This window comes from Acinetobacter sp. YH12144 (assembly GCF_013418345.1).
Taxonomy (GTDB): domain Bacteria; phylum Pseudomonadota; class Gammaproteobacteria; order Pseudomonadales; family Moraxellaceae; genus Acinetobacter; species Acinetobacter amyesii.
In genome coordinates, this window is the sequence record NZ_VPCD01000009.1 from 25,187 (window position 1) to 44,205 (window position 19,019).

Sequence of the window (19,019 nt, forward strand, 5' to 3'; positions counted from 1 at the left end):
TTAAATTCCAAAACTCTTAAAATCATCTTCTAAATTATTATCGTCATCAATTTCCTCAGCATCGTGATTATGATCATCTTCATGACCGCCACAGCATGCTTCACCTAAATTATCCTGAGAAACATCTTCCTCCATAAGAAATAATTTATCCGAATCAATCTCAGATTTTCCTAACAGTCTTATTTCTACATTGTCAGGATTATCACTAAAGATTCTTTGAGTACGTGCATCTTTGTCAAGCAGGCCTATAAATTCCGTATTTTTATTTTTATTTATAACTTTATATTTAAATCCATCTTCCAATAATTCTTTAGAAATTAGATCTTTAAAATCAAATCTCCGACTAAAAACCCCACTCTCAGGCAGCTTAGGCAATTGTGCATTTACAGTCGCTCCTCCCACAAAACTATGCTGCCCCGCCTTACTCTCAAACTTGCCGCCTGTCGTGGTAAATATTCCGCTGCCATTAATTTTCAGCTGTGAACCTCCTGCAGTCAGCACAATTTCTTTAGGACTGGTAATTTCAATTTTATCTTCTGTTGAAATGAGCTTAATCACCTTTCGTGCAATTGCTTCAATAGCATCATCTTGGGCTTGTAATTCAACTTTCCCTTTTGCGGCATAAGCACTCAGGCCCTTTTGAGCCGCAAACAGACTGATTTTGTCTTGTGCATGACCGACAATATTCTTTTGAGCACTGAAATTAATCGAACCTTGCGCACTTTCTGCAATATCCTGCGATGCTTGTAAAACAATATCTTCCGGTGTAGTGAGTGCAATACCATTAGGTGATGCAAGCAACATCAACGCTTGGCGGAATAATTTGCCTTGTTCTTGTTTTGCCGCTGTATTGGATTTTTCTAAACCCTGCGCATAGCCTTCCATAAAGCCTTGTACTTTTTCTAATGCTTTTATGGGTGTCATCGCTGGTGGCAAACCAAAACCACCATTATTCAACAAATCATCAGGGTTAAATTTGATGTCTTCGATCAATTTACCCACATCTTTTAATACTTTTAATGGATCTTCTTTTAGGTTACTTTTCAGACTTGCAACCCGCCCTTGAATCACATCCTTACCATTTTCTTCAATATGATCTATGACAGACTTTAAGTTATCAAAGGCATCTTCGGCATCATTAAAAAATGATTTAAATTCTTTTACTGTACTTTTGACATCATGTGCGATTGAGCCCATTTCTTTGACAAAACTTTTGCAGTTTTTTAACGCTGCCAATGGGTCTCGACTTAGCTCCTCCTTGAACAAATTTAAAGTCGCTTTAACAGCTTCGGCAGTACTTTTGATTTCTAAAGAGTTTATTAACTTCGGCAAACGATTAATCACATTTAATGCATCGGTCTGCTGCTTTACAGCTAAGCCACTCAGCATATTCATGCTCTGATGCCCTTGATTTAAAAGCGACTGAGCTTCAGCAGCAGCAAGATGATCGGCAACTGCTTTATCCTGTGCATAGGTACTAATGAGTAACCCTTTACCTGCGCGCACTGCACCATAAGCATCTGTTCTCAGCTCAAAACCCTCACCACGGCCATGGCTACTGTCTTGTTCTTTAGGATGGCTGAGATTACCTAAATTCAGCTGTGTCGCTGCATGACTACTCTGTAATTGGGTACTGATCTGCCCCGTCGTGTCATCAAAGCGCAGTTGGTTAAAGCCTGCTCCCGCAACTTCTTGTGAGCGGATACCACTGAGTTTTTTGGTTTCAGGAAGCTGACCTTTGAGGTCAAACATGGTCTGAGATCGCTCAGCCTCATGTATTCGTCCTACTACAAAGGGACGATCCACATCACCCTCAAAAAAGTCGATGACCACGATCTCACCAATACGAGGATGGAAACGTGCCCCATAACCTTCACCCGCCCATGGAGTCAGTACATCGACCCAAGCCGAGTCACTGTCATTATCATTACTCCCTGCTCCACCATCATGACTGTGATCATCACTGCGGGTGAACGTAAACCGAACTTTGATACGCCCCCAAGCATCGACATAAATACTTTCACCTTCTGGACCGACCACTTTAGCCCGCTGTGGAAACGCAGGTGGCCGGTGTAATAAAGGATCATATTCAGGCACCACAGAAATTTGCCGACGGACCACATATAGGTCATTGGCCTGCCGTTCATCCCCTAAAGATAGCCAACGGCTCGCCGCAAGTAACTTTTCTAATTGAACCAAAATATCTTTGGGTAAATTGTTCTGGTTATAAAATACTTTGCCCAATATGAGAAATTCACGATCTGTCGTTTGATGTTGATCGATTTCAGGATGATTTTCTAATTCAAACCAGTACCCAACTTGCGCATCCCTTACACTACTGCTGGCGGTAAAATATTTGGCTTGTAATTCCTGATATTGATTGAGTTGCCGATTCAACTGATCCAATTGCTGTGTATTTGAAGTGGTCGCCTGATCTGTACCTTTAAGGTCAGTTGTCCAAGCCGAACTCATGGTCCACGCCTGCTCTAAACTTAAGGTTTCATTGTGCTGTTGCTCACTCTGTGCATGGGCACTTAAGAGCGGATTACTTTGGTCTTGTGCCAAATGTTGAGCTTGCCAACGCTGCGTTTGAATCGTGGTCGATTGTAAAAAGCGTTCTGCCACAAAACTGGTGATTGTGTCTAAACGTTCCGTGGCATGACTCCGATGAAAGCGAATTTTTTTCCGCTCTAAAGCACTATAAGCCTGATTCGTATCAATTAAACGCAGCCGCTGTGCTTGCATCGGTGCAGCCGAAAATGCGACAAATAACTCAGCTTCATCAATTAACCAATTGATCCCTTCACTACGCCACAGTCGAGTCAGAAATTCGTAGTCACTCTCATTGGCTTGCATAGTAAATGGTCGAACATCATAGTTTCGAGTCAATCCATCCATGTTGAGGCTCAAGCTCGCGGCAAATAATGCGCTTTTTTGCTGCCACTCAGTAAATAGCACTTCGGTAATTTCACGCACCGACTTATTCATAAATACACGGCTATTACGGCGCTTATGCCAAAGTGCTGTCGCATCTTCAATAATGAGTTTATATACCGTCAGGGAACCATCACTTTGACCTTGGCTGGCCCCGGTAATCACACCAGTCAGGCGACTGAGTTGACCTAGATCAGTCACTTGATCGACAGCCACTCGGCCGCCTATAAACTGCTTTAAAGCCAAATGTGCATTGGTGGATAGACAAATAATTTCTGCACGAAAGCCTTGATTGATTCGGTGCTGACCCTCAATCCGCTGAATAAAAACTTCGGTGTTTAATGGTTCATTTGAAAAATGAATGTGTAGCGCACGTTTCTGTACGCTAAAGCCAAAGTTTTCCACCATGGCGTGAATATTTTTAAGCATTGTTATTATGTATTTAATTTTTTAATGACGGCATTTTAGGAAATGATTATTTTTTCGTCTACCCTATTTTGCAAATAATTTGTTGAATTCTTCTTGTTGGCTTTTGCAACACTTTAGGATTCAAGTGAATAGGAACGTCAATGCTGGATCAATTTTACGGATCTAGCTTTTCGCAGCTGTTGAGATACTGCTACACTCAAAAAGCAATCTATAAAAAATTTAAGCTCCATGATCACAATTGAATCCAAACTACCTGCCCAAGGTGTGACTATTTTTAGCGTCATGAGCGCAATGGCTCAGCGTCTAAGTGCACTGAATTTATCTCAAGGTTTTCCTGATTTCCCTGCACCTCCTGCACTGTTAAATGCGCTAAGTGATGCGACGCAACAAGGTTTTAACCAATATGCACCCGGCGATGGACTGATACATTTGCGTGAACAATTGGTCCAACTGTTTGCCCATCGAGACCAATTAAATATTGACCCTCACACCGAAGTGACCATTACCCCGGGTGCAACCATTGGTATTTTTAGTGCCATTCAAGCCGTGGTTCATGCGGATGATGAAGTGATTATTTTTGATCCGAGCTACGACAGTTATGCGCCCAGTGTAAAATTGGTTGGGGCTCATCCCATTCACATTGCCTTAGAGACGCCACATTTTACTGTGGATTGGAATCGTGTTTCCGCTGCGATTAACGATAAAACCCGGATGATTATTGTCAATACACCGCACAACCCAACAGGTGCTGTTTGGGGGCGTGAGGACTGGCTCAACTTGATCGAACTGATTCAAGATAAAAATATTATTGTGCTGTCGGATGAGGTCTATGAGCATTTAATTTTTGATGGTCGTCAGCATCTGTCCGCTTTGTCATTTCCTGAGCTGCGTGAACGCAGTTTTGTCGTGGGCTCATTTGGTAAAACCTTTCACGTCACAGGTTGGAAAACCGGTTATTGCATTGCAGCGCCAGCCTTGATGCAAGTGTTTCGCCAAATCTATCAATTTGCAAATTTCTGCGGTGTTACGCCCGTACAAATGGCATTGGCTAACTTTATGGCAGAACATCCTGAGCACATTGCTGAATTGGCACATTTTTACCAAACCAAACGTGAACGTTTCAATGCGGGCTTAAGCCACTCTAGATTTGAGTTGATTCCGTCCGCAGGCACTTATTTCCAAAACCTTGACTACAGCGCCATACGTCCAGATTTAAATGATGTGGAAATGTGTCAGTTGTTGGCACAGCAACATAAAATCGTGGCGATTCCTGTCTCGGTGTTCTATCAAAAACCACCGGAAAATTTACGCTTATTACGCTTCTGTTTTGCCAAACAAGATGCCACCTTAGATCAAGCTGCAGAGATTCTCTCCGCGGTTTAAAGCAGTATCTGCCCAAACGTTTTTTTAAAACAGACATGTAGAAATAATGAAGCCTTGGTTACTCAAAAACTAAGGCTTTTTTGAATGCAAACATGATAGTGTTATCAGTAACTTAAAATCATAAAAAGCCGCGTCTAGGAACTGAGCATGTCAAAACAACAGTCCCTCGTTACTCAGCAAAATTTATGGAAAACGTTTTTAGTTTTTCTGGTGCCTTTGATCGCCACCAATATTTTGCAGAATTTATCTGGGACCATTAACACCGTTTTTGTCGGTCAGATGCTTGGGGTACATGCCATTGCAGCCGTCGCGGTATTTTTCCCAATTTTGTTCTGTTTAATGGCTTTTGTGATTGGACTATCGGCAGGTGCAACCGTGTTGGTGGGTCAAGCTTGGGGCGCGCAAAACCTTGAAAAAGTTCGTACCGTCGTGGGTTCCACGCTGTTTATGACCTTGATTGGTGGCAGCATCATTGCCTTTTTAGGGGTGATATTTGCCAAGCCCATTTTATTGGCCTTAGGCACAGCCCCAGACGTGATGCATTTATCTTTGCCTTATGTGCAATGGATGCTTGCCGGTAGCCCACTGCTCTTTATTTATATTATTTATACCTCGATTTTGCGTGGTGTCGGTGACAGTACAACACCGCTCATAGCGTCAGGAATGACCATTGGTTCAGGACTGATCATTACACCGGTGCTAATCGCAGGAAAATTTGGATTTCCAACATTAGGTATTATTGCCCCTGCCATTGCCAGTCATATCGGCTTTTTAATTGCCTTGGTATTTTTATATTTCTATTTAAAAAAGAAAGATCACCCGCTCAAACTCGACTTCGAGTTGATTCGTCATATTCGCCATCAACATGATCTCAGCAAAATTATCTTAAGACTGGGGATTCCAACGGGTATTCAGATGGTCACGACCTCTGTGGCTGGTCTCGTGATTGTCGGTTTAGTTAACCGCCATGGTGCTGATGCTACTGCTGCATATGGCGCGGTCAATCAGGTTTTGAACTATATCCAATTCCCGGCCTTGTCCATCGCGATTGCAGCTTCTATTTTTGCCGCGCAAGCCATCGGTTCGGGTCAATCTGAACTAATTAATCGCGTGAAACGTACGGCCATCGGGATGAATTTCATTATTACTGGTATTTTGGTGGCATTGGGCTATTTGTTCTCTAAATATTTAATGGCGCTGTTTATTACAGATCCTGAAGTTGTGGTTCTCGGTCAAGAATTGCTGTTCATTGTGCTTTGGTCGATTTTATTTTTTGGTGCCAGTGCGATTTTTGCTTCCATTATGCGGGCCAGCGGAACAGTGACCGTGCCGATGATTATTAATATTATGGCGATTATTTGCATTGAAGTGCCGTGTGCCTACCTATTCAGTGAATGGTGGGGCTTAAAAGGTATTTGGTATGCCTATGCCTTGGCCTTTGTCAGCTTATGTATCTTACAAGGGCTGTATTACCAACTGGTATGGAGACGAAAAGCCATCAAAGTATTGCTATAAGGTTCGCTTATAAAGTCTAAAGCCGATACATACTTTTAGGGTTTACATATGGAAAACCTTGTACAGATTCATACATAAAGTTTGCCGTTAAACTGCTGTTTATTTTTCAACATTTGGTTTTATATCCTGTTGATTTATCTACACTTAAAACACAATAGATTTAAAAGTTGCATATTTTCAAACAATTACAGTTTGGCATAGATTTTGTTCTTATCCCTTTTATCTTTTAAGAATAATTGGGATGAGAAATTTTTTATGTCTAAACGTCAAATAAAGCTTGGGGCTTTTATTCCAACCACCTCACAGCATGTCGCGGGTTGGCGTCACCCCGAATCGCGCCCACAAGATCATCTCAATATTGATTATGCAATTGAACTGGCAAAAACCGCAGAACGTGGTCTATTCGATGCCTACTTTCTTGCCGATGGTCTGTCTGTCCGTTGGAGTTCTGCTGTCGAAGGTGAGAAGGGTTTGGGCGATAAAGGCGTTGGCTTTGAACCCGTCACATTATTTGCTGCCCTTTCGGCTGTGACGCAAAATATTGGCTTTATTGCCACAGCATCCACGACTTATGAAGACCCTTATATTTTGGCGCGTAAATTTGCCTCTTTAGATCATATTTCTAAAGGTCGTGCTGCGTGGAATGTGGTAACGACAGCCTCTGCCGATGCCGCAAAAAACTTTAACATTCAGCAGCACCCTGAACCCAAAGAGCGTTATGAACGTGCCGATGAATTTATTGAGGTGACTCAAAAACTTTGGGACTCATGGGAGGATGATACCTTCCATTACAACAAAGAAACCGGGCAATTTTTTGATGCCCGCAAACAACATCAGCCCAATCATCAAGGTCAATATTATCAAGTACTGGGTGCACTCAACGTCTCTCGCCCACCGCAAGGCTATCCGGTGATTGTTCAAGCAGGACAATCTGAAGATGGTCGTGAACTGGCCGGTAAATATGCCGAAGTGATCTTTACTGCACAACAGAATTTAGCAGATGCGCAAGCCTTTTATCGTGATGTCAAAAACCGCTTAGTGAAATATGGCCGCCATGCAGATGACCTGAAAATTATGCCGGGCGTTTCGATTTTTGTTGCCAAGACAACTCAAGAAGCCCAAGAAAAATATGACTTTTTAAATAGTTTAATTCACCCAGAAGTGGGTTTAAGTTTATTGTCTGCTTTGGCAGGTGGCATTAATCTGGCCAAATTTGATCTAGATGCCCCTTTCCCGAAAATAGAAGATGCAGACATTAATTTCTCCAGTCGTCAGCAGATGATGATTGATATTGCCCGGAAGCACAATTTTAGTATTCGTCAGCTCTATCAATATATCGCTTCAGCCCGTGGACATTGGACCTTGATCGGCACGCCGGAACAAGTCGTAGACCAACTGCAGGAATGGTTTGAGAATGACGCTGCCGATGGTTTTAATGTCCTACCGCCAACAACACCTGCGGGGTTAAATGACTTTGTCGATCTCATCGTTCCTGAACTGCAACGTCGCGGTCTATTCCGAACAGCCTACGAAGGCACGACTTTACGTGAAAACCTCGGTCTAAAACGCCCTGAGAATCAATATGTGCTGAAGAATCAACAGGTGCAGGCCTCTTAGTAAATTTTTACAGTGTTTTTATTAACCCATCTCTAAAATGCCTCTTCCGAGGCATTTTTTCTATCTGAGTTAGGCCATCTGCATAAAATCCCTTAATTTTATTATGTGTTTATATATAAACAGATAAGTTCTGCAAGATTTTGGATGATGCATCCACAACAAGCGATTAATTTCTCTGTTGATTTTAAAACAGTAAAAACTTCACAATAAAATAATATCTTGTTTTATAACAATATTTTTATTGGCATAAACATTGTAATACTCCTAGTGAACAATAACATTTACAGAGTTTATTTATGTCAAAACGTCAAATTCGCTTAGGGGCATTCGTACCAGGGACTTCGCAACATGTGGCAGGTTGGCGCCATCCTCAGGCTCGCCCACAGGATAGTCACAATTTAAAATACTTTATTGAACTGGCAAAGACCGCAGAGCGTGGCTTATTTGATGCCTATTTCCTTGCGGATGTTCCCGTCACCGTCGATCCTGATACAACACCTGATTTGGGTCTCAATGGCACCTTCTCTGCCGGGCTCGAACCGGTATCCCTATTTTCTGCACTTGCAGCGGTAACCGAACATATAGGCTTTATTGCCACAGCGTCGACCACCTATGAAGCACCTTATAATTTGGCGCGAAAATTTGCCTCTTTAGATCATCTGTCTGAAGGTCGGGCGGCATGGAATGTGGTGACCACTTCTGGCAGTGTGGTTTCAAAAAACTATGGCATCAATGATGCGCTGCTCCCCAAAGAACGCTATGAACGTGCGGATGAATTTATAGAAGTGGCACAAAAGCTTTGGGACTCTTGGGAAGATGATGCCTTTGAATACAATAAACAGACTGGGCAATTTTTCACGGGCGATAAACTGCATCCACCTCGCTTTAAGGGTAAACATCTTGCGGTACATGGTGCATTAAATATTGCTCGTCCACCACAGGGCTATCCCGTGATTGTACAAGCGGGACAGTCTGAAGATGGTCGTGAACTGGCCGCCAAATATGCCGAAGTCATTTTCACCGCACAGCAAAAATTAGAAGATGCCCAAGCCTTTTATCGTGATGTAAAGTCGCGTCTTATCAAATATGGTCGCCATGCCGATGACTTAAAAATCATGCCGGGTGTGTCGATCTTTGTTGCACAAACTGAAGCCGAAGCTCGGGCAAAATACGATGAATTAAATGCATATATTCATCCGACTTTGGGACTGAACTTACTCAAACAATTGGGTGGTTTTACTGAAGACCTGTCGCAATTTGACCTCGACCAAGCGCTGCCAGAACATTTAACACAGGCGCAAAATGGCGCAAGCCGTCAACAACTGATTTTAGAGATTGCCCGTAAAAATAATTTTACCATCCGACAACTTTACCAATGGGTTGCAAGCGCACGTGGGCATTGGACACTGATCGGAACACCCGAACAAATAGTCGATCAACTACAAGCGTGGTTTGAAAATGAAGCGGCGGATGGTTTCAATATTTTGCCACCAACCACACCTGCAAGCTTAGATGATTTTGTGGATTTGGTTGTCCCTGAACTGCAACGTCGTGGTCTATTCCGCACGGCTTATGAAGGCAAGACCTTACGTGAAAACTTAGGTTTAAAACGACCTGAAAACCAATATGTTTTAGAAAAAAGACATACCTCTCAAGCCTCATAAACCAACGCTTGATAAAACTGAAAAACAAATGCCCCAACTGGGGCATTTTTATGGACTGAAATTGATCTAGCTTAAACGATGATCATACTGACTATATTTGATAAGCCTAAAAAAGCCCTGAATTCGGGACTTTTACATTGTCTATGAGATGGTCAATCCAGACTTACCATGCAAATTTATAATCGGCAAATCGGTGAGATAAAGGTTCAAGCAACTGATCTTTTACTGGATCACTAAAGTCAGTCAAAATGTCATTTTTAATATTGATCAGACGGACATCTTCGCGTTTACGCGGATGGGCTAAATGAATATCTACAATACGTTTAATTCGTCCCGGATGTGGCTGCATGACCACAACCCGATCACCCAAAAATACCGCTTCTTCGACATCATGGGTGACAATAATCATGGTGATTTTTTCACTTTGCCAGATTCGCTGTAATTCATCCTGTAAATTTTGCCGCGTCAATGCATCGAGTGCGCCAAAGGGTTCATCGAGTAATAAAATCTGTGGTCGATTCACCAAACTCCGGGCAATCGCCACACGTTGATTCATCCCACCAGACAACTGCGAAGGATAAGCATCTTTAAATTGGGTTAATTTGACCAACTCCAGATGCTCATCAATCAATACATCTTCTTCTGCACGGCTAAACTGACTTTTATGCAAGGCAATCCGTACATTTTCTCTTACCGTCAACCATGGAAACAGGCGATGATCTTGAAACACGATACCACGTTCCAAACTCGTGCCCTGTATAGGCTGACCATCAACCAAAATCTGGCCCTGAAACTGACGCTCTAGACCAACCAACAACCGTAATAATGTGGATTTTCCGCAGCCACTACTTCCCACAATACTAATGAACTCACCCGGCTGAATATTCAGGTTAATGTCCTTAAGTACGGTTAAGTCTTCTTGCTTTTGTGTGGGATAATGTTTCGTTAGCTGCTGAATAGAAACCGAACCAGCTTGTTCTACGCTCATATCATTATTCTCTATTTGTGCTGACAAACTTTGCTGGACTAAACCTTAGAGTTTAGCCAGCGACACTTCCGTCGATTTAATTAACACCACCACCTCTGAACCTACTTTTAAGTCTAAATCCTTCACCGAACGCGTCGTGATCACGGACGTAAAAAAGCCCGCTTTGGTTTCCACATCAATTTCTGAAACCACAGGACCCTCTACGATTTCATTAATCACGCCTTTGAATTGGTTTCGCACATTTACTGAAGTAATCGCCATTTTAATTATGCCTTTTGTTATTAAGAGAGCTTTACTATAAAACAGTTCAATCACTTGCTATATCTTGATTTATCCTTTAGTTATCCCGATTTTATTTATCTTAAAATCAGATAAATAATCCACGCATGAATTTATCGGTGAAACTGATATTTAAATATCGAATTATTATTTATCTTTTATTTTTAAATCTTTCATCATGATCTGCATTTTCAACAACTATAAGAGACGATATGTCTATTTTGACCCACCCTGCAGTGCCCTCTGCACTGAAACATAAACGGGCAACAGCGACGGTCTTTGCAGACCCGTTATCGCAAGCGTTGTTGTCACGAATTGAACAAATTGCACCAAGTGAGGCCAATGCACTCATCATTGGTGATACAGGCACAGGTAAAGAATTGGTTGCACGCCAAATCCACCAATTAAGCCATCGTGCCAAAGGTCCATTTATCGCAGTGAACTGTGGTGCCTTTACCGAGTCATTAGTCGAAAGCGAACTATTTGGACATGAAAAAGGAGCCTTTACAGGGGCAATTAATAGCCGTGTCGGTTGGTTTGAAGCAGCCCATAATGGCACCTTATTTTTAGATGAAATTGGTGACCTGTCCTTGCCTATGCAAGTCAAATTACTCCGTGTTTTACAAGAAAGAGAGATCGTTCGAGTCGGCTCACTCAAATCCATTCCAATTAATGTCCGAATCATAGCCGCAACCAATGTCGATTTAGAGCATGCCGTACAGGACGGGCGTTTCAGGGAAGATTTATTCTACCGCTTACATGTGGCGTTGCTACGCATTCCACGTCTCGCAGAGCGTCGTGGCGACATTTTGCCTTTGGTTAAACACTTCATTCAGGTCTATCAAACCAACCCACATGACACACCATTACGCCTCAGCCCATTGGCGCTCAAGAAACTCCATTTACATAGCTGGCCGGGAAATATTCGCGAATTAGAAAATACCATTCAACATGCGATTTTAGTCAGTGAAAAAGGTGTGATTGAACCAGAAGATATTAGTTTTTCGAGTATTCAAAGTGCATCGTCGTTTTCGCGTGCAGAACCTTTTAACTTACAAAATGCCACCTCTGCTGTAGCCAACATCAAAGATATTCAAGATGCTGGACAGTTACTTGAGCAGACCTTTTTACAAATTTTTCAAGCCGCAAATCAACTTAAGCATGACAATATTAATGAGCTGATTGAAGAAAAATTTATCCGAAGTGCGTATCAGCACTGTCAATACAATCAAGTGCATACGGCTCGTTTGCTTGGAGTGACACGCAACGTCATTCGCACTCGCCTAATTAAATATGGCTTATTATAAATAAGTCATATTTTTATTTTCTCCACATTAAAATAATAATCCATACAAAACTGATAAATAAATAGTCATCTACATTATTCTTTATTCATTGCATTATTTAAAATATAAAAAATCAGTAATAAAAAACCTCGGTATATCCCGAGGTTTTTTATTTATTTTTCTATTGCATTTAGATTATTCCACAGGGTTGCGTTTCCACGCTGTGAAGTATTTTTCTAGTCCAATCAAGAAATAGTTGAAGGATAAACCCACGAGGGTAATGACTAAAATACCCACAAACATTTGTGGAATTTCAAAGCTAAATTGCGAATAAATAATCAGATATCCCAGACCTGCTTTGGCACCAAACATTTCTACTGCCACTAAGGCCAAAATCGAAATCGCCCCTGCCAGACGGATACCGACAAAAATCGTGGGTACGGATGCAGGTAGAATCACTTTTCTGAACAATTGATAGGGTTTTAGGCCCATGGTTCGTGCCGATTTAATCAGTAAAGGATCGACCGTTTGTACGCCTGTAATGGTGTTCAATAAAATCGGCCATGTGCATGCATACACCAACAGACTGATTTTTGAGGTTTCACCAATACCTAAAAATAAGATAAACAGCGGCATTAACGCCAGTGCTGTGGTATTTCGAAACAATTCTAACAAGGGATTTAAGGTTTCAGCCACGAGCTTGTACCAACCAATGATGAGACCTAAAGGAATGGCGATCGCTAGGGCCAAAATGAAGCCAATAATGGAACGCTTTATACTGGCCAAGAAATGGATGCCTAATTGACCGCTTTGATATAGCTGCCATGTAGTTTCCAACACCACAGATAACGGCGGTAAAAAAGCCGGATTGACCACACCACTCCGCGGCAGAATCTCCCACAGCAAGAAAAAAGCCACAATGGCAATGGTGCGTTTAAAGACCGTGTTTAACCAAGTGAATTGTAGTCTGGGTTTAATGTCGTTATAGGTTTGCGTATAACTGATGGCTTGTTTAGTCGATAACATAAATAAATCCTCTGAATATTTTAGTTATGTGCAAGCTGTTTATGTTTTTCGAGGGCTTGCGCTTTAATCACTTCTTCACTGAGCAATGACCAAATTTTATGGCGAATTCGGCCATATTCAGGCAATGAACGGACATCTTCACTCGAGCTGCGCAGGCTTTGCGGAATTTCAATTACTTCCTTAATCCGCCCCGGTCTTGAGGTCATAATCGCCACACGCTGACTCAGATAAATTGCTTCATCAATACTGTGAGTAATAAAAACAATGGTTTTTTTCGAGCTTTTCCAGATATTGATCAGCTCGGCTTGTAAGGTTTCTCGGGTTTGCGCATCTAGGGCAGCAAAGGGCTCATCCATTAATAAAATTTCTGGTTCATAAGCCAAACTTCGGGCAATCGCAACCCGCTGTTTCATCCCGCCGGAAAGCTCATTCGGATAATGCTTTTCAAAGCCACTGAGACCCACAAGCTGCAAATAGTATTCGGCTTTTTCATGGCGTTCTTTTTTTGCTACGCCTTTGGCTTCTAGACCAAATTCGATATTTTCCAGTGCGGTTAACCATGGATAGAGCGCATATTGCTGGAACACAATGCCACGGTCTAAACCCGGTTGAGTAATCTGCTTGCCACTCAGTAAAATCTGCCCTGTCGACGGTTTGGTTAAACCCGCAATTAAGTCTAATAATGTAGATTTTCCGCAGCCACTTGGCCCCACGATTGAAACAAATTCACCCGGCTGAATATCCAAAGTGACATTTTCTACAGCAACAAATTCAGGCTTATATTTTTTACTGCCGACATGGTTTTGTGCAGGAAATACCTTACGCACGTGATCTAAATGTAATGCACTAGTCATTGTTATATTCCTTTTGATTTTTGGTCTTTCGCATAGGGATTAAATTCATTGCTATAGATGCGACTGACCTCAATTTGATTTGGTTTTAATTTGTGTTCTTTTTCTAAGGCACTCACCCATGGTGCAAAATCCTGATCTTTTTGCACACCACCCACTTCGTGGACACCTGTGCCTGTGTAATATGGAATCAGTGCTGTATTTTCATTGCGTTGACGTTTTTCAATAATGCTTTCCATACGGGCAATGATTTGCTCTTTCGGCATGTGGTGTAGCCATTCTTGAGCTTTGGCCACGCCACTGACAAAAGTGCGAGCCAACTCGGGATGTTCTTGAATAAACTCTCCTCGCATCGAAAAACTCCCTGCGGTAAAGGGGCCGTATAAATCAATATCTTTAAAGATGCTGCGTACACCACCATTTTTTAAGGCACGTTTTTCCAAAATGCCAGAGAACACTGCAATATCAATTTGCCCATTCCGTAGAGCTTGTTCTGAGCTCACGGGTGGCAACATAATCAGTTCGACCTGACGGATTTCATCATCAGTTAAGCCATGACGGGCCAAATAATCTTTCACCACAAAGTCATAATGTGCCCCATAGGCATTCACTGCGACTTTCTTGCCGATAAAGTCTCGTGGGCCACGAATAGGACTATTTTCTAGCACATAAAAACCCACGTTTTGTTCAGCATCACTGCCATAAGAAGCCACTACGGGAACGACATCTAGACCCGCAGCGATGACTTTCACCACAGCACCATTAAAGGCGCCAGCAAAATCAACATCACCGGCCACCAAAGTGAGTAAATCTTGTGGCCCACCTTGTACCGTGCCGACATAACTGAGTTTAACGTCGCCTAAATAGCCCAAGTCTTGTGCCAATTCAGGTAATGACACCAGTCCCGGATAGCTTTGATAGCGTAGTTCTTTTAAAGCCACTTGCTGAGGTTCATCCACTCGCTGTGTGCTGCAACCAACCAAGGCTGTGCCACCGACCAATGCTGCAAGGAACATATTGCGCCAGAGTTGAGGAATGTTATGGATTGTCATTTTTTTCATTGTTATGTTCTCCTATCCAACCTGCTGCCAAGCTAAAACTTTACGCTCAACCCAAGTCAGTACCGTATTGAGCAACACGCCCACAATGCCTATCAGCAACATGCCAAAAATAATCAGTTCGACATCAAAAGCCTGACGCCCTTGAATCACGATATTGCCTAGACCATTGCCATAGTTCGCCAATAAAAATTCAGAGCCGATGGTGGCAAGCCATGCGAAAATCAGCCCAAGTTGTAAACCGACAAAAATCTGCGCCGAAGCACCGGGTAATATCAATTTACGAAACGCGTATGTCTTGGGAAATTGGTAGACTTCGGCCACTTCACGATATTTATGCGAAATACTGCTCACGCCTTCAAAGGTATGTAGCGCCACGGGGTAAAACACCGACAAAGTAATAAACAGCACTTTGGCGCCATGTCCCTCACCTAAAAAAGTCGAAATTAGTGGCAACCATGCAAACAGTGAAATTTGACGCAATACATGAAAGCTCGGTGCAAATAACCAATTCGAAAGGCGTGAACTCGCGATTAAGATGCCAAATAACACACCCGCTATCGCACCTATGCCATAGCCAATAAAATTACGTGCCAAACTTTCGGCAAAGCCTGTCAAAAAGCTCGGTTGTTGGAGCACGGTTACTGCTTTTTGCAGCACGAGCCATGGACTAGGAATCAACTTCGGATCGACCCAATTTTGCTGTGAGGCCACTGCCCACAGTGCGATAAATGCCACAGGTAGAACGAGTGCTTTTGCTGCTTTAACTAAGACTTGGCGCGCTGCCCCGTGTAATGAAAGAATGCTCATAAGTTCCCTCCTACTCGGGTTGCGTGAAAGCGCGCAGTTTTTTCTAACCAAGCCAGCAAGGTATCTAAGACATAGCCCGTAATACCAATCAGAATGATCGCCATGAAGATCAAGTCCATCTGCATTAGCTGACGTCCCCACACCATGAGATAACCAATTCCTTCACTACTTGCTAATAACTCGACAAAAACCAATGCCAACCACGCCTGCATAATGCCTTGACGTAAACCACTGATCACACTGGGTAGTGCAGCTGGGAAAATCACTTCTTTGAATTTCTGCCAATTGCTGTATTGGTAAACCTCTGCCACTTCCATCAAACTATTCGGCACATGAGTAATGCCCTTATAGGTTGCAATCAACAGCGGTGGTAACACAGCCAATGAAATAGCGGCAATCTTCAAAGCCTCATCGATGCCTAAGAAAATCATCAATAATGGAATCCAGCCAACTATGGGAAATTGCGCAACAAGATTCACCGTTGGAAAAATAAAGTCCCGACTACGCTTTGCTAATCCCAACACAGTACCAAGCAAAATCCCGACACTGGCACCAAGCAAGACACTCCATAAAATACGTTTGGCACTGATGGCAAAATGAAAACTCAATTCACCGCTTTGCCATAATTCGACTGTGCTTTGCCACACCAGACTCGGTGCAGGTAAAATCTGCTCAGGCAACCACTGTTTAAGTGTTGCCACATACCATAGACCCAACAACAAAACTGGCATCAGGAGTCCACACGCCACTTGCAAAGTTAGTTTTAAATAGGTCTTAAAAAAATCCAACGCACTTCGGTCACTTTGCAAGGGAACCGAATGTGCAGATACATCCGTAAGGCTCATAATTCTTGTCCTTTTACGCTCTGTTCTGAGACATCAGGTTTTAAAAATTGAATAAATTCCTGATCTTTGCTGATCAAAATAATCAGACCAATAAACACCAGCCCGATCGGTAAAAATAAATTTTGTAGTCCAACCTGTGCGCCAAATACGGCGCCTATCAAGCCACCCAACAGTCCACCCGAAGGTCCGACGAGGGCTAAAATTGGAGAAATCTTAGCCATCGCGGTTTGCTCACCCACTCGGGCGAAAGACATAAAATTGGCGATATGCAACATACCGAGCCCTAGTCCAAACATGACCGAAGCAGGCCACATCAACAGCGTGATTTTGGTTAAGGCTAAAATCAGTAATGCCGTTGCCATCAGGCTTAGGCCAATCAAATAAAACTTTTGATAACCCATCAGCTCAGCCAAACCGCCCATGCTAAATAGCGATCCCACAAAGACGATGCCTTGTACGGTCAGCAGCATCACCGCCATTGGCTCTGAAAGTGCAAAACTTTGGATAGCAATCACCACAATGAAAAAGCCAAAGTAGTTATTTGCCACGCTGCTCAAAAATTCCAATATGCAAACAATCCGCAGCGAGGCATGGGTTTTGATGAGTGCCAAAGGCGCCACAATATCTCGCCATTGAAAATGCGGGTGATTCGTCGCTTGCGGAGTGCTACGTTGAAAGCACCACGGAGCCAACAGCAAGGTGCCTAAAAAAAGCAAAGACACCACATAAAAACTTCCGCCATAGCCGAAATGCTCGATCAACAACACGCTCAGCGCAGGCGCAATCAGGAAATATCCCATCATGTGCGAACCGCGAAACCAACCCGCACGGGCTGGACCTAGACGTTTTAAGTTGCTCAAAAAAACGGTATTGATCGAAACAAAACGCATGGGTAAGACAAAACTCACCAAGGCTGTCACCGCAAAGAGATACCATGCACCGGCTTTGAGTGGCGTTAAGCTATAGATCACAGCGCCCAACACACTGCCGATGCAGAATATTTTCAAAGACCCAACGCGCTGTACCAACACGCCAATCGGCAATGCCATGATCAAAATGCCAAAATTTTGCGCTGCAGAAATTAACCCCAATTGCAATTCGGTGGCTTCTAAATGCACGGCATACAAGGAAATTAATACCCGTGCTACGCCTACACCCAGTCCAGCCAAAATCGTGAGCAGCACAAAACTGCTCATAAATTTGGTGGTTAATGGACTGGCAATTACATTGCTTTCAATCGGACGACTCATGGCTGTGACTTACTTCGGTTGACCTTGAGCATTAAATTGGCGCCAGTAACCCTCTAACTTCAGCTCTTTCAAGGCATTATTTAGATACTTCGGCTCATACCACGTTTTGGTATCCACATCACGACGGATTAAGCGTGCATCTTTGGCAATTTTTAAAGCACTATCAATTTGTGAACGATGGAATTCATCGAGCAGCGGTGTAGTACGGTCTTTTAAATTCCAACCATCCCATGTTTTTTGATAATCCACCAACGGAATGCCACTTTGTGCCCAAAGTTTATATTGCGCACTACGGTTGGCTTCTTGAGAACTCCACTGCGCTTGTTTAATCAGTGTCGTCACGACACGTTGCACCACCTCTGGATATTGTTTTTCAAAACTTTCTGTCACCCAAAAGTGCGCAATCGGTGCAACTTTGGGATCTTTAATTTCAACTAAAGTTTTCGCCACTCCACGCGCTTGCAAACTAAATGGTGAAGTAATCGTGGCATCAATATCACCTGTCGCTAACGCAGTACGTGCCGAATAGGCATCTTGCGAAATCACTCGTAAATCGCGCTCAGTTAAATTGTATTTTGCTAATACACGGTTAAAGACGATCTGACCATTGGTGCCTTTAAAGACGGAGAATTTTTTGCCTTTTAGATCTGCAAAGGATTTGGCATTAGAGCCGGCAGGCACCACCACATAAGTTGGGCCAAAACGCCCTGTTGAAAACAACACTTTGGTTTTTAATCCCGTTGAACGTCCAACCAATGAGGGCAAATCACCATGCAATGCAAAGTCAACTTTGCCATTAGCTAAAGCTTCGTTAGTTGCAGGTCCAGCCCCGGGGAAGAACAGCCAATTCACCTTAATGCCATCTTTTTTAAATTCTTGTTCAAGCACACCTCGTAAATGTGCTGTAGCTACAAAACTACCGCCCACTTTGGGTTTACCCCCCTCACCCGCAGCTGATACAGAAATACGAATTTCTTTGGGATTGGCAGCATGCAATTGAACACTTAAACCAAGTGCTGAAAGTGCCAAGAATGTAGCTGCGATTTTTTTAGAGATAATTTTCATTTTAAATGTTCCTTAATGG

At 42.8% G+C, this 19,019-nt stretch carries 15 protein-coding genes; 5 read left to right on the forward strand and 10 right to left on the reverse strand.

Annotated features, from left to right (window positions below):
• Window positions 1-3,363 (reverse strand): type VI secretion system Vgr family protein, encoded by a 3,363-nt coding sequence (locus tag FTU79_RS07490; RefSeq protein ID WP_180049451.1) that lies wholly within the window; start codon window positions 3,361-3,363, stop codon window positions 1-3.
• A 228-nt stretch (window positions 3,364-3,591) separates the two neighbouring features.
• Between FTU79_RS07490 and FTU79_RS07495 the strand changes: the two genes are divergently transcribed.
• From FTU79_RS07495 to FTU79_RS07510, 4 genes are all read left to right on the forward strand, one after another.
• The gene (locus FTU79_RS07495) at window positions 3,592-4,746 is read left to right on the forward strand and encodes a methionine aminotransferase (RefSeq protein ID WP_180049453.1); all 1,155 of its coding nucleotides are present in this window, start codon (window positions 3,592-3,594) and stop codon (window positions 4,744-4,746) included.
• Between the two features lie 147 nt (window positions 4,747-4,893).
• Window positions 4,894-6,261 carry an MATE family efflux transporter gene (locus FTU79_RS07500; RefSeq protein ID WP_180049455.1) on the forward strand — a complete coding sequence of 456 codons (1,368 nt, stop codon included), beginning with the start codon at window positions 4,894-4,896 and terminating at the stop codon, window positions 6,259-6,261.
• A 255-nt stretch (window positions 6,262-6,516) separates the two neighbouring features.
• Window positions 6,517-7,878, forward strand: a complete 1,362-nt coding sequence (locus FTU79_RS07505) for an LLM class flavin-dependent oxidoreductase (RefSeq protein ID WP_180049457.1) — start codon at window positions 6,517-6,519, stop codon at window positions 7,876-7,878.
• Between the two features lie 296 nt (window positions 7,879-8,174).
• Complete coding sequence (locus FTU79_RS07510) at window positions 8,175-9,542, forward strand: LLM class flavin-dependent oxidoreductase (protein WP_180049459.1); 1,368 nt, start codon at window positions 8,175-8,177, stop codon at window positions 9,540-9,542.
• Window positions 9,543-9,705: 163 nt separating this feature from the next.
• Here FTU79_RS07510 and FTU79_RS07515 read toward each other — a convergent pair whose 3' ends face one another.
• Window positions 9,706-10,530: an ABC transporter ATP-binding protein gene (locus tag FTU79_RS07515; RefSeq protein ID WP_180049461.1), complete on the reverse strand. Its 825-nt coding sequence runs from the start codon at window positions 10,528-10,530 to the stop codon at window positions 9,706-9,708.
• 45 nt (window positions 10,531-10,575) lie between these two features.
• Complete coding sequence (locus FTU79_RS07520; protein ID WP_067765474.1) at window positions 10,576-10,791, reverse strand: molybdopterin-binding protein; 216 nt, start codon at window positions 10,789-10,791, stop codon at window positions 10,576-10,578.
• 230 nt (window positions 10,792-11,021) lie between these two features.
• On the opposite strand from FTU79_RS07520, the gene FTU79_RS07525 reads away from it, so the two are divergent.
• On the forward strand, window positions 11,022-12,116 hold the full coding sequence (locus FTU79_RS07525; RefSeq protein ID WP_180049463.1) for a sigma-54-dependent Fis family transcriptional regulator: 1,095 nt from the start codon (window positions 11,022-11,024) through the stop codon (window positions 12,114-12,116).
• A gap of 174 nt (window positions 12,117-12,290) precedes the next feature.
• Here the strand turns inward: FTU79_RS07525 and FTU79_RS07530 are convergent, their stop codons facing one another.
• The 7 genes from FTU79_RS07530 to FTU79_RS07560 are packed head-to-tail and all read right to left on the reverse strand — an operon-like array spanning window position 12,291 to window position 19,000.
• Window positions 12,291-13,121, reverse strand: a complete 831-nt coding sequence (locus tag FTU79_RS07530; protein WP_180049465.1) for an ABC transporter permease — start codon at window positions 13,119-13,121, stop codon at window positions 12,291-12,293.
• Window positions 13,122-13,141: 20 nt separating this feature from the next.
• Window positions 13,142-13,975, reverse strand: a complete 834-nt coding sequence (locus FTU79_RS07535; protein WP_180049467.1) for an ABC transporter ATP-binding protein — start codon at window positions 13,973-13,975, stop codon at window positions 13,142-13,144.
• A gap of 2 nt (window positions 13,976-13,977) precedes the next feature.
• Window positions 13,978-15,033 carry an ABC transporter substrate-binding protein gene (locus FTU79_RS07540; RefSeq protein WP_257224267.1) on the reverse strand — a complete coding sequence of 352 codons (1,056 nt, stop codon included), beginning with the start codon at window positions 15,031-15,033 and terminating at the stop codon, window positions 13,978-13,980.
• Between the two features lie 12 nt (window positions 15,034-15,045).
• A complete protein-coding gene (locus FTU79_RS07545; RefSeq protein WP_180039779.1) occupies window positions 15,046-15,840 on the reverse strand; it encodes an ABC transporter permease in 795 nt (264 codons plus the stop codon).
• Window positions 15,837-16,685, reverse strand: coding sequence for an ABC transporter permease (locus tag FTU79_RS07550; protein WP_180049469.1), 849 nt, complete (start codon window positions 16,683-16,685; stop codon window positions 15,837-15,839). The genes FTU79_RS07545 and FTU79_RS07550 overlap by 4 nt, the downstream gene beginning before the upstream one ends.
• A complete protein-coding gene (locus FTU79_RS07555) occupies window positions 16,682-17,935 on the reverse strand; it encodes an MFS transporter (RefSeq protein WP_180049471.1) in 1,254 nt (417 codons plus the stop codon). Before FTU79_RS07555 ends, FTU79_RS07550 begins: the two co-directional genes overlap by 4 nt.
• Before the next feature lie 9 nt (window positions 17,936-17,944).
• A complete protein-coding gene (locus tag FTU79_RS07560; protein ID WP_180049473.1) occupies window positions 17,945-19,000 on the reverse strand; it encodes an ABC transporter substrate-binding protein in 1,056 nt (351 codons plus the stop codon).
• Window positions 19,001-19,019: the final 19 nt, after the last annotated feature.